The following is an 11,906-nucleotide window of genomic DNA, read 5'->3' as shown; positions in this document are numbered from 1 at the left end:
GACATGTCGGGCGCGCAGTCATCCTCCGGTGCCGAAGGCCCTGTGAAGCACCCGCCGCGCAATGCTGGGGGCGGTGGTGAACTTGACGCTTGTCAGGCTTATCAGCCCCTTGGGGCCGCCGTGCGCGCCGTGATCATGGATCACGTCCCGGTCGAGCAAATCGACATCGCCGGACGTGGCCGCCGGCAGCAACCCGCTGGTCACCGAAAGCACGTCGTCCTCGCGCGCGCCGAGCTCTGGACAGGCGGCATTGCACTGCGCGAGGAAGTCGCGGATGGCCTCCGCCGGGACCGAGCCGCTCAGCGTGCCCCGTGGGCACGGCTGGTAGGCCGTGCCGGCAAAGCAGCCGCCGTCCATGGGGTAGAGGAAGATCATCCCGCCGGCTTTTCCGGGAATGGCCAGCGACAGGCCGGTCGTCGCGGGGCAGGGGCGGTCGAGCAGCAGATTGAACGCGAGAGCCGGGAACCCCAGCTTGGTGCCGGCGCCGGGATCGACGGCCCGGGTCAGCACACTGTTCGCGGGGCCGGCGGCGAGGATCACCTTCGCAGCGTTGACCTCGGTGCCCGCCGCGCGCACCCCGGTAACCCGCCCCTGCGCGCTGACCAGATGCGTCACCTCACTGTACTCGCGGATCGCCAGTCCGGCGACCCTCGCCCGCGCCGCCATCGCGGCGATGAGCGCATCGCTACCCGGCACGACAAGCTCTTCCCAGAGCGCGCCGCCCTGCAGCCCGTCGCGGGAGACTGCGGGAAACAGCCGGGCCGTCGCCTCGGCGGCAAGTACCTGGCCGCGCGGAATGCGCTTGGCGGCGGGAACGCCGCGGTTGCGGTCCGGGCCGAGCATCCGTTCAAGCTGAAAGGCGAGGCGGAACACGGCGGGGCGCTTCAGCCCCTGACCGTAGAGCGGCATGAGGAACTTCTGACGCTCCACCAGCTCGGGAAACTCGCGCAGGAACCAGCGGCTGTCTTGCAGCGAAGCGCGGAACCGCGGCAGGTCGAGATTTTGAAGGTAGCGCAGACCGCCATGCAGGATCCGAAACCATCCGCCCGAGGCGTCGCTTGCGAGCTGCCGCTGCTCGAGCAGCAGGGTGCGATGGCCCGCCTCGGCCGCCGTGAGGCCGATGATCAAGCCGTGGATGCCGCCACCGACGACAATCAAGTCAAAGGTCTCATTCTGCATGCTGCCGTCTCTCTGCGGAAGCGTCGACGGAGTGAGAATACCCGACCGCCTACGCGGCGCAATGCCTGCGACGCCAGACCGCAAGTGATTGACCTATCATAGGATATTTTTGAGGCACGCGTACCCAAATGCAGCAGATTGCCCGCCTTCCCGTCGACACGCATGTGCATCTCTACCCGGGGTTCAGCATCGAGCGCTGCTTCTCCAGCGCGGCGCATCACATGGCCGCGGTGACGGGCAGTCGGCAGCGAGGCGTGCTCTGTATCGTCGAGAACAGCGGTCTCGAGGTCTTCGGCACGCTGCGCGGCGCTTATGGCGACTGGCAGGTGAGCGAGACCCTCGAAGCGGTGACCCGCAAGGCCGTGCATCTGGACGGTACGCACCTGCTGCTGGTCGCCGGCCGGCAGATCGTGACGCGCGAAGGGCTGGAGGTCCTGGGGATCGGACTGCGCGCGGCGCCGGCCGAGGGGCAGGCGGCCGAAGAGGTGATCGACGCGGTCGTTGCCGAAGGCGCGCTGGCGGTGCTGCCCTGGGGTGTCGGCAAGTGGCACGGCGCGCGCGGCGCCTGCATCGACCGCCTCATCGAGGCGCGCAGGGGCCAGCCCGGCGTGTTCCTGGCCGAGAGCGGCGTGCGCCCGACGATCCTGCCGCGCCCGGCGCGCTTTGCGAGCGCCGAGGCACAGGGCTGGCGGGTGCTGGCGGGGACCGACCCGCTGCCGCTGCGGCGGGGCGACATTGACCCGGGGCGCTTCGGCATCGTTCTGCACGATGTGCCCTACACCGACCTGAGTTTCCGTGGCATCGCCGAACGGCTTTGCGGCGCCTCCGCCTCGCCGGACATCTATGGAAGCCTTGCATCGGGCCCGCAATTCCTGCGGCAGCAGGTTGCGATGCAATGGCGCAAGCGCTGGAGCTGACCCCGTGCCGAACACGCTTGGACATATCGGGGTTCAGACGCTGATCAGTCGCGGCTTGCTGCGCGATGCGGACGTGAAATGGGTCTGGCTGGCCTGCATCATCCCGGACCTGCCCTGGATCGGCCAACGGATCGTGCGGGCGTTCTCCGCGGGCGTCGATCCGATCGACCTGCGCCTCTACGCCGTGGTGCAGAGCTCGCTTGTCTTCTGCCTGCTGCTGTCGATGGCGCTGGCGGCCTTCAGTCGCGCTTGGCTGCGCAGCTTTGCCCTTCTTGCCGGCGGGAGTCTCTTGCACCTGCTGCTTGATGCGCTGCAGACGAAATGGGCCAACGGTGTCGTGCTGTTCGCGCCGCTGAACTGGGAACTGCTGAATTTTGGCCTGTTCTGGCCCGAGGACTGGCCCAGCGGCGCGTTGACCCTCCTCGGGCTCGCGGTCGCGGGTTTTGCAGTCTTCCGGTTGCCGATGAGCGGTGCCGACCTGAGGTGGCCACGGGGGGCGGGCGCGCTGCTCGCGCCCGTCGCGCTGGTGGCCTACCTTGCGGGGCCGCTGCCGTTTCTTGCGGCGGCCGAGCGTGCCGACGTGCATTTCACCCAGACGCTGCGGCAGGTCGAAACTCGGGCCGGCCGGCAGGTCGAGGTCGATCGCGGGCGGGTCAGCGCGGAGGCGGATGGCCTCCACCTGCAGCTATGGACCGGTGAGAGCCTGGGGCTCGAGGGCAACCTCCCCGATGAGCCGGGGCGCTTTTCGGTGCGGGGGCTCTTTGCCGACCCGGGCACGGTCGTGATCGGCGCATCGCATGCGCACCACGGCGGGCTGCGCGACTACGCGTCTTACGTTGGGTTGGTGCTGATCCTCGGGTGGTGGCTCCGCTGCCTGTGGCGCCGCGGATAGGCCACGTCGCACGCAACGCCGCCCATCCCGGTTCCGCGCGGCATCATTCGCCCGGACGGCCGCGCAGAATCTTGTCGATCTCGTAGCTGCGCATGCGCCGGCTGGACGCGAAGATGATGATCTCGCCGATGAGGCCGAGCGCCATCACCTGGATCCCCAGGACCATCATCATCACCGAGAACACCAGCGCCGGACGGTCGGCCAGCGGCGTGCCCAGGAACAGCCGCGTCACGATCAGCCACGCGGTGAACAGGAAACCCGCGGTGAGCAGCGGCAGGCCGATCGCCCCGAAGAACCGCATTGGTCGCTTGAGGAATTTCAGCGCAACGTAGAGCGAGATCATGTCGACCAGCGCGCTGAGATGCGAGGCGGCATTCAGCCGGTGCAGCGTCGGGGTCACGGCACCTTCGGCGGTCGCGACGGGGACGGGCTGGACGTTGTATCCCTCGGCGGCGGCGATCAACGGCAGGAAATGCTGGCGCACGCCAAGGTCGGCGACCTTCTGCAGCACGTCCTTGCTGCCGGCGCGGCTGCGGCAGAAGATGTCCTTGAGGTTTTGTCCGAAGAGCCCCTTCAGCAGGCCGTGAGTCAAAGCGATGCGCGGCCGCTGCACCGCCGAAAGCTCGAGGCCGGTACGGTCGCCGGTCGCCATGTCCACGTCGTCTCGCGAAGCGGTCTCGATCAGCTTGGAGATATCGCCGGGAGCGATTTCGCGCCAGGCCGGAAGGGTCAGGAAGATATCGCCCGACCCGCGGCGGATGCCATGGATCAGCGCGGCGTCGAGCCCGCGCCACGGGCGGGGCGCGGTTGTCCGCAGCCCCGGTCGTTCGCCGAGGTCGCAGATGGCCTTGCGCATGCCGGGATCGCGGTCCTCGTAGAGAAGGATCATCTCGTAGCTCAGGCCGGTGTTGTCGATCGCCGCAATGTAGCTGTCGATCAGGGCTGCCAGCCCGCCGCCGTCCCCGTCGGCGGCGATGATGACGGTGAGTTGCGGATCCGCCGTGGTGGCTTCGCTGAATGCGTTGTGGACTGTCATGAAATTACCCTCGGTCAAAATGAGACCCTGGCGCTCCGTCGAGCCAGGTCGGCACCATCTTGGGCGCGCGCTGGAAAATCAGCGATGCGACGGTGCCGAGAAGAACAAGAAAAATGGCCAGAGACCCGAAAAGCATGGCGACGGCGGTGAGGATCATCACGCTGCCGCTGCCGGTGGCCCCGTCGCCGAACAACACCTGCCAGCCGAAGATGGCGGCGGCGCAGGCGGCCAGACCGGCGAGGCCGGCGAAGCGCGACAACGGCTTGTGGGCGAAGAGCAGGATCATCTTGATCGCGATCAGGTCGAGCAGAACCTTGTAGATCCGCGACAGGCCGTATTTGGATTCACCGAACTGCCGGGCGTGGTGCCGGACCCCGACCTGCGCGACACGCGCCCCCAGCGGAGAGGCCATTGCCGGAATGAACCTGTGCATGTCCGAGTAGAGAGGGACCTTCTTGATCACGTCGGCACGGTAGACCTTCAGCGAGCAGCCGTTGTCGCGGATCGGCAGGCCGGTCACCTTGCCGATCAGGCGGTTGGCAATCATCGAGGGCAGCTTGCGTGACAACCATTTGTCCTGTCGCTTCATCCGCCAGCCGACCACGAGGTCGTAGCCCTCGTCGATCTTCTCGATCATCATCGGGATGTCGGCGGGATCATTCTGCAGATCGCCGTCCATCGTGACCAGCAGGCGGCCGCGGGAATATTCGATGCCGGCGGTCATCGCGGCGGTCTGTCCGGCGTTCCGCCGGAACTTCAGCACGACGACCCGGGGATCCTCGCGCGCCATGGCTGCGAGGCGGGGGTAACTCTGATCCGTGGACCCGTCGTCGACGAAGATCAGTTCGAAGGGCCGGCCCGTGGGGATGAGCGCCTCGAACACCCGGTCGCGCATCAGGCCAACGCTTTCTTCTTCGTTCAGGATCGGAACGATGACGGAAATATCGATAGGCATATCGGATATCGCTTAAAGAAAATGAAGTTGTGTAAAAGAATGCCGATCCAGAATACGCAAAATCTCTAAGACTCCAAAAGGTCTTTAAGCCTCGAGTCCTGCGAGAATTCGGCGGTTATAGAGAAAGTGGTTTTTGCGCAGTCAGTTAACGCGCGTACGCTGGGGCCATCGTGTACCGGGGGTCTGCAATTTCAGCAGCACGTGCACATTTTGAAGGCAGATCTTTCGGATTTCTTGGTGAAAGCGTGACAAGGCCCCGCCTGTTTTGCATCATGATTTAGTTCTTTGCGCGATTCTTTTGGATGCCAATTTCTTACACTTCTTTTTTCAAAGTGGGTTCTTTTGCCATGGCCGGCGTAGCTATTCTTTTCTTGGTTGTGCGCAGCCCTTTCCGGATTTGCGGGGGTTGCAGATGAAAATTCTCGTTCTGGCGCCGCAGCCCTTCATGGCGCAGCGCGGCACGCCCATCGCCACGCATATGCTTCTCGAGACATTGTCTTCGCGCGGGGACGAGGCGGACGTGATCTGCTTTCCCGAAGGCGAGGATATCGACATTGCGCGGTGCCGGGTGTTCCGCGTGCCGTCCCTGCCGGGGCTGGGCAGCTTCCGGCCCGGATTTTCGCTCAAGAAGCTGGTGGCCGATGCGCTGATGTTCCCGATGGCGGCGGCGCGTCTGGCGCGCGGGCGCTATGATCTGGTCATCGCGGTCGAGGAGGCCGCTTTCATGGCGATGGCGCTGAAGCCGATCTTCGGAGTGCCCTACATCGCCGATGTCGACAGCTCCATGCCCGAGCAACTCAACGACAAGTTCGCCCTGCCGTCCTGGCTGCGCCGCTGGTTCGAGGGCGCCGAGGGCGCGGCGATGCGCCGGGCGGTGGGGGCGATCACCTGTTGCCAGGCGCTGGAGCAGATCGTCCGCACCCATGCGCCGGAGTTGCCCGTGCGCACCCTGGAGGACGTCACCATGCTGGGCTCCGAAAAACTGCAGGCGCCGGTCGATTGCAGCTTTGACGTGCCGGTCGTGATGTACGTGGGCAATCTCGAACCCTACCAGGGCGTCGACCTGCTGATGGAGGCGTTTGCCCAGGTGGACCCGGCCCGGACTCCGGCGCGCCTCGTGGTGATCGGCGGCAGCGAGGCCGATGTCGCGGCAGCGCAGCGGCGGGCGGCGGCGCTTGGCATCGCGGGACGCTCCAGCTTCCTGGGGCCACGTCCGGTGGATCAACTGGGGTCCTATCTCGGCGCCGCGACGATCACCGTCTCGCCGCGCCGGCAGGGCCGCAATACGCCGATGAAAATCTATTCCTATCTCGACAGCGGACGGGCCCTGCTGGCCACGCGGCTGCCAACCCACACGCAGGTGCTCGACGAGGAGATCGCCCTTCTGGTGGAGCCGACGCCCGAGGACATGGCGCGCGGGCTTACCGCGCTGCTGGAGGATCCCGAACTGCGCGCGCGGCTGGTCGCAGCCGCGAAGGAGCGGGTCGAGGCCGAGTTCACGCCGGAAGCCTACCGGCGCAAGCTGCTGGGATTCCTGGAAACCACGATCGAGCCGCGGCTGCCGCGGCCTCCCAGCCCGGCGGTTGCCGGATGAAGCGGATCGAACTCTCCCAGGCCGCCGGCCGCCGCTGGGACGTCGTGCTGGTCGGCACGAGCTTCGCAGCCTGCTTCTTCGCGCGGGCGCTGCGCGGACGGGATCTCGACGTGCTGTTCGTCGAACGCGGGGCCTATCTCGACTGGGACCACCAGCTGGCGCATCGGCACGAAGAGACCCCGGCGCAGCTTCGGCAGACCAACACTTCGGGCCAGCGGAAGGACTGGGCGCTGAGACACCAGTTCGGGGGATGCTCGAATTGCTGGTGGGGAAACACGCCGCGGCTCCACCCTTCGGATTTCGCCCTGGCGAGTCGCTACGGGGTCGGGGCCGACTGGCCGATATCCTATGACAGCCTCGAGCCCTGGCTTTGCGACGCGGAAGAGATCATGCAGGTCGCGGGCGATGACACGGCGGCGGGTTTTGCGCGCTCGCGTCCTTACCCGTTTCCCGCCCATGTGCCGACGCGGGCCGAGCGCCGCTTGTCGCAGATCGACCCGAGTTGGACGCCGATGCCGACCGCCCGCGCCAATGGCGGCGATCGCGGCGGCTGCTGCGTGTCGGGGGCTTGCTCGCTGTGCCCGGTCAATGCGAAATTCACCATTCTCAACGGGCTGTCGGCCTTCGAGGACGACCGGTTCCACGTGGTCACGGGCGCCGAGTGCCGCGCGATCAGCACCGCCGCAGGACTGGCGACGGGGATCGTGGTCCGGGATGCTGCGGGTGCGGAAACCGAGCTGCGCGCAGATTTCGTCGGGCTTGCGGCGAACCCCATCGGCACCTCGGCGATCCTGCTGCGCTCCGGGCTTGGCGGCGCGCGAGTCGGGCAGGGGGTCCATGAACAGCTCGGCCAGTTCCTCTGGGCCAATGTGCCGTTCGACAATTACTACGGCGGCACGTCGATCACCGGGGCGGGCTACGCGCTTTACGACGGCGACTTCCGCCGCGAGTCCGCCTCGGTGCTGATCGAAAGCTGGAACGCCCCGCCCTCGCTGAGGCTGGAGCCGGGCAAATGGCTTCAGCGGCTGAAGCTGAAGTTTGTCGCCGAAGACCTGCCGCGGCCGGAAAACCGGGTGGTGCTCACCGACGACGAGCCGCATCTGCTCTGGGCCGGCCACAGTGCCTATGCCTTCGCCGGGCTTGCGCGGGCCCGCGACCAGATCGGGGGTCTTCTTCCCTTCGCCGAAGAGATCGAGTTCGGCGGTTTCGAGCCCACCGAAGCGCATATCATCGGCGGTACGCCCATGGCCCTGCGGCGCGAAGACGGCGTGGTCGATGCCGAGTGCCGCCTGTTCGACGTTCCGAATGTTGCCTGCCTGGGGGCGAGCAGCTTTCCGACCGGCGCCGCGGCCAACCCGACGCTGACGCTGTCGGCCCTGTCCTTGTATCTGGGGAGCAGACTGTGATGAGACAGACCAGACGTGCCATGCTGCTCGGCGGCGCCGCCCTCGTCTCGGTGGCGGCGGTCCCGGTCGCGATGGGGGGGCTCGAGGCGTTCCTGCGCCGCGTACTGGCGGGCCATTTCGGGCCGCAGATACTCGAGGTGGCGGGCGTGGACGACTTCGTGGCGGAATATGCGGCGCAGACGGGCACCGGCAGCTTCCTCAAGAAGGCCGGCGCCGAGCTCTACTTTGCCTGGCATGGCGACGCGGTGAAGATGATCCCGCAGGCCGAAGCGCTCGAGCAGCTGTTCCTGCAGACAATCCTGGTGCGCAGCAATATCATTGCCCTCTACCAGGGCCGCTCCGAAGACTTCGAATATACCGAGCTCGACCCCTGGCAACCGACCTGCGGGCTCTACCTCTCGGCGTTGGCGGATGAGACGCTCTGGGGCTGACGCGTCCCGGACAGGAGGGCCGCCGCGGCGTCGGGGTAGAAGATTCCCGCGTCTTCGAGGCACCCGGCCGTCCCTGACGGGTCGCCCGCCCGCTCCCAGGCGAGCAACGCGCTGGATCCGGATTGCTCGGTGCTTATCGTGGCGCCCTGCGCCCGGGCCATTGCGGCAAACTCGCGGGCGAGGCCGGTGGAAAGGAAGCTGGCATTGGAGATCAGCACGCCGACCGGCGCGCAATGCAGCACCGGCTCGAAATCCGACACCATCCCGGCCAGCGGCCGGCCATTGCGGAAGTCCCTGACGAAGGGCTGCGTGTCGGGCCCGAGCGAGAACAGCATTTCCGAGAACCGCGGACGATTCAGGGCAAAGTCGTAGTCGCCCAGCCATTGCACGGCCAGCAGCTCTTCGGTGGTGACCACCACGGCGCGCTTTTCGAGCCAGGGCTGCAGCTGCGCGCGGGCGTCGGGCCATTCCCAGCGGCGCTTGCCCAGGAGCATCTGCGTCTCGCTGCCGAGCGCCAGCTTCAGGCCGCGCGAGAAGCCGGTGTTTGCCCCGGCGACGAAAAGGCTGCTGGCGGCGATTGCCAGCACCGCGGCACCGGTGCGCAGCGGCACCGACCAGCGATGGGGGAACAGCTCGAGCAGCGCGCCGCGCAGGCGCCGCAGCGCGCGGCCACCGTAGAAGGACAGCACGATGCCCCAGGTGGCAAAGAAGAAGGGCATCACCGGGTAGAGGTAGCGGATGTTCTTCAGCCCGCCAAAGGACTGCAGCACGAAGCAGACCGAGAACAGCGTCACCGCGAAGGAGGCCGGCATGAAGCGGGCCCGCAGGGCGGCTATGGCGGCGATGGGAAAGAGCGGCCAGAAGGTCGGGTAATTGTCCCTGAAGTCGCGGTGATAGAAGGTGGTGTCGCGCTGCACCGGCCAGGGCTCCCAGCGGTAGATCCGCCAGTATTTCGCCAGCAGCTCGTCGGCCGCGCCGCTGGCCGCGATCAGCACGACACCCGCCGCCGCGGCCAGCAGCGCCCAACGCAGCCAGCGATGCCGCCGGAGCCAGCCCGGACCGTAGACCAGCGCGCTCCAAAGGCCGATGGCGCCGATGCCGATCACCGTGGTCAGCTGCAGCTTCAGCGCCAGCAGCAGAAGCGGCACGGCCAGGGCGCAGAACCCGATGCGCGCACTGGTGCTGATCGCGGCGGTCGCGGCGCCATAAAGCGCCAACGCGGCGACGAGGAACACCAGCCCGTGCAGGGCGTAGAACCGGATGTACTGCGAGACCTCGATGCCATTGGGCCAGAACAGCAGGAAGAACAGCGTGATCCAGGCCGCCGGGCGGTCGGCCACATGGCGCACCCAGAGGAACATGACCGTCACCAGAAGCGCCCCCGGAATGGCCGAGGGTAGCAGCCGCGCAGCGGCGGTGCTCTGTTCTCCCGCCAGCGCAAAGCCGAGCGCGACCAGCCGGGTGAAGATCGCGCCGCGCTCGTAGCTTCCGTCCAGCACCTCCAGCGTGCCGGAGGTCTGCCAGCTCATGGCCGGGACAAGGTGGTAGAGTTCGTCGTAGATGGGCGGCAGGTCGAGCACCCCCGTGCGTGTCAGCAGCGCGGCGGCAAACACCAGCGCGGCCGAAAGCGCAGTGACGAGCCAGGCGCTCGACAGGCCGATGCGCCGGGGCGGGAGCTTTCTCTCGTTCAGGGTCGACATGGTCATCCGGCCCGCATCCCTGCGCTGTCCCGCGCGGCACAGAGCACGACCGGCGTGCCGAAGCTTCGATCGAGACGGAGCGCCCGGAGTTTCGCCTCCAGCCTGGCCGAAAGCGCCGGGCGCGCGAGCTTGCGGTGCACCACCATGGGCAGCACGAACTGGCCGATTTCGCCCTGCGGCGCGAAGCCGGCCGCCGCGAGGGTCTTCAGGACTTGCGGCCGGGACATGGTCTGGAACCGTCGGGTGTCACCTTCGAGACGCTTTTTCAGACCGAAGAGCAGGGGCTCCAGCGCGTTGGCGCCGCTGGCAATCGGGAAATCGACGATCACCGCGCGGCGCGCGACCCGGCAAAGCTCGCCGAGGAACGCCTGCCAGTCACCGACGTGCGCGAGGATGCGGAAGGAGGTCACCACGTCGAAGCTCCGGTCGGCATAGGGCAAGGCGCGCAGCGGGCCGACCTCCGTGGTCAAGCCCGGTCGGTGCAGCCGGCGCATCTGGCCGAGCGCCTCTTGCGAGCTGGCGTAGACGCAGACCTCGTGGCCGTCGTCCAGCAGGGGCGTTGCCACCTGCGCGTGACCGCCGCCGACATCGAGCACCCTCGCGCCGGGGTAGGGGGCACAGAGACGCCGCAGGGCTTTTGTCTGACACGACAGTAGCCATTCCCCCGCCGGTCCCTGGAACCGCCGGGCGTAGCGATCGGTCGACGGATCGAGGTCGGCGAACTCGGACCCGATATCCGAGACCCCTTCTGTCGACGCGACGCTCATGCGGCGGCCTTGCGGGCGTCGGACCGCAGATAGCCCATCTCCCGGTACCACTCTGCGGTGCGCTCCAGGCCCTGCCGCAGGTCCACCGCGGGTTCGAAGCCGATCAGCCGGCGTGCCTTCTCCACCGAGAAGGCGCGGGCCTTCAGGAAGAAGGACACGCGCCGCCGGTGCAGCGGTGGATCGATACCGAGCGGTTTGCAGACATATTCGCACAGCGTTGCCGCCGCCATCAGCGGCGCGACGGGAATGTGCAGCCGCGGCGGCGGCACGTCGAGCACCTGCGCGATCTCCTGCACCAGCCCGTTGAGCGTCGTGTAGCTGTCCGAGCCGATGAGAAAGGTTTCGCCGATCGCCCCCGGATGCTCGCCGCAGAGCACGAAGCCCTGCACCAGGTCGTCGATGTAGCTCATATGGTAGGCGATGTCGCCGGAACCGAACATGCGAAAGCTGCGGTTCTCGATCGTCTTGAAGAGTTTGAGAAACCTTGTGTCGCCGGGACCGTAGATGCCGGTCGGGCGGACGATCGACACCGGCGCGCCGGCGGCGATGCCCTCGCGCGCCAGCATCTCGCCTGCGAGCTTCGAGCGCTGGTAGACGTCGCCCGGATTGAAGGCGGTCTCCTCGTTCGCCGGGATCTCGGCGACGTCGCCGTGAACGCCGCAGGTCGAACAATGCACGATCCGGCGGACGCTGTGCTTCTGAGCGGCGGCCAGCAGGTGGCCGACGGAGTCGCGGTTCACCGCGAAGTAGTGGCTGTCGGGATGGTTGGCGCTGCGGTAGACCGCCGCGATATGGAACACGTGGCTGGTGCCCTGCACAGCATTCTCGATCGCCAGCCCATCGGCGGCATCGCCCTTCACGACCTCTATGCCGTCAGCCGCCAGCGCCCGTGCCGGTGCCGCGCCGGGGTCACGGACCATCGCGCGCACCCGATAGCCGCCGGCCCGCAGCCTGCGCGCAAGGTGCCCGCCGGTGAAGCCCGTGGCGCCGGTGACCAATGCAAACCTGTCTTCCGTCATCTCGTTACCT

Annotated in this window: 11 protein-coding genes; 5 read left to right on the top strand and 6 right to left on the bottom strand. The window is 67.3% G+C overall.

All coding sequences use genetic code 11. The features are described from left to right. Positions 1 to 18 precede the first annotated feature (18 nt). Positions 19 to 1,179, bottom strand: coding sequence for an FAD-dependent oxidoreductase (locus LC039_RS16540; RefSeq protein ID WP_226626475.1), 1,161 nt, complete (start codon positions 1,177 to 1,179; stop codon positions 19 to 21). Positions 1,180 to 1,307: 128 nt separating this feature from the next. Between LC039_RS16540 and LC039_RS16535 the strand changes: the two genes are divergently transcribed. Together LC039_RS16535 and LC039_RS16530 are read left to right on the top strand one after the other, a co-directional pair. Continuing rightward, the gene (locus tag LC039_RS16535; protein WP_226626473.1) at positions 1,308 to 2,096 is read left to right on the top strand and encodes a hypothetical protein; all 789 of its coding nucleotides are present in this window, start codon (positions 1,308 to 1,310) and stop codon (positions 2,094 to 2,096) included. 4 nt (positions 2,097 to 2,100) lie between these two features. Then, positions 2,101 to 2,988: a hypothetical protein gene (locus tag LC039_RS16530; protein WP_226626470.1), complete on the top strand. Its 888-nt coding sequence runs from the start codon at positions 2,101 to 2,103 to the stop codon at positions 2,986 to 2,988. 43 nt (positions 2,989 to 3,031) lie between these two features. On the opposite strand, the gene LC039_RS16525 is transcribed toward LC039_RS16530, so the two are convergent. Both LC039_RS16525 and LC039_RS16520 read right to left on the bottom strand, forming a co-directional pair. Beyond that, a complete protein-coding gene (locus LC039_RS16525) occupies positions 3,032 to 4,024 on the bottom strand; it encodes a glycosyltransferase (protein ID WP_226626468.1) in 993 nt (330 codons plus the stop codon). Between the two features lie 4 nt (positions 4,025 to 4,028). Then, positions 4,029 to 4,979 (bottom strand): glycosyltransferase family 2 protein, encoded by a 951-nt coding sequence (locus LC039_RS16520; RefSeq protein ID WP_226626465.1) that lies wholly within the window; start codon positions 4,977 to 4,979, stop codon positions 4,029 to 4,031. Between the two features lie 412 nt (positions 4,980 to 5,391). Here LC039_RS16520 and LC039_RS16515 point away from each other — a divergent pair, with 412 nt between their 5' ends. From LC039_RS16515 to LC039_RS16505, 3 genes are read left to right on the top strand one after another with little or no spacing between them, the layout of a single operon-like run. After that, positions 5,392 to 6,573 (top strand): glycosyltransferase family 4 protein, encoded by a 1,182-nt coding sequence (locus LC039_RS16515; RefSeq protein ID WP_226626464.1) that lies wholly within the window; start codon positions 5,392 to 5,394, stop codon positions 6,571 to 6,573. After that, positions 6,570 to 7,979 carry a GMC oxidoreductase gene (locus LC039_RS16510; RefSeq protein ID WP_226626461.1) on the top strand — a complete coding sequence of 470 codons (1,410 nt, stop codon included), beginning with the start codon at positions 6,570 to 6,572 and terminating at the stop codon, positions 7,977 to 7,979. The genes LC039_RS16515 and LC039_RS16510 overlap by 4 nt, the downstream gene beginning before the upstream one ends. Continuing rightward, positions 7,979 to 8,410 carry a hypothetical protein gene (locus tag LC039_RS16505; protein WP_226626459.1) on the top strand — a complete coding sequence of 144 codons (432 nt, stop codon included), beginning with the start codon at positions 7,979 to 7,981 and terminating at the stop codon, positions 8,408 to 8,410. The genes LC039_RS16510 and LC039_RS16505 overlap by 1 nt, the downstream gene beginning before the upstream one ends. Here LC039_RS16505 and LC039_RS16500 read toward each other — a convergent pair. Genes LC039_RS16500 through LC039_RS16490 form a run of 3 tightly spaced genes read right to left on the bottom strand, consistent with a single transcriptional unit; the run spans position 8,371 to position 11,896 of the window. Next, the gene (locus LC039_RS16500) at positions 8,371 to 10,116 is read right to left on the bottom strand and encodes a hypothetical protein (protein WP_226626458.1); all 1,746 of its coding nucleotides are present in this window, start codon (positions 10,114 to 10,116) and stop codon (positions 8,371 to 8,373) included. The genes LC039_RS16505 and LC039_RS16500 overlap by 40 nt on opposite strands. Then, a complete protein-coding gene (locus LC039_RS16495; RefSeq protein ID WP_226626456.1) occupies positions 10,113 to 10,877 on the bottom strand; it encodes a class I SAM-dependent methyltransferase in 765 nt (254 codons plus the stop codon). The genes LC039_RS16500 and LC039_RS16495 overlap by 4 nt, the downstream gene beginning before the upstream one ends. Continuing rightward, positions 10,874 to 11,896: an NAD-dependent epimerase/dehydratase family protein gene (locus tag LC039_RS16490; RefSeq protein WP_226626455.1), complete on the bottom strand. Its 1,023-nt coding sequence runs from the start codon at positions 11,894 to 11,896 to the stop codon at positions 10,874 to 10,876. Before LC039_RS16490 ends, LC039_RS16495 begins: the two co-directional genes overlap by 4 nt. Positions 11,897 to 11,906 lie beyond the last annotated feature (10 nt).

The sequence above is a fragment of the Alloyangia pacifica genome, from assembly GCF_020524285.1.
Lineage (GTDB): Bacteria > Pseudomonadota > Alphaproteobacteria > Rhodobacterales > Rhodobacteraceae > Salipiger > Salipiger pacificus_B.
The sequence above is the reverse complement of the archived record's forward strand: the minus strand, read 5'-3'. Positions and strand labels throughout refer to the sequence as shown.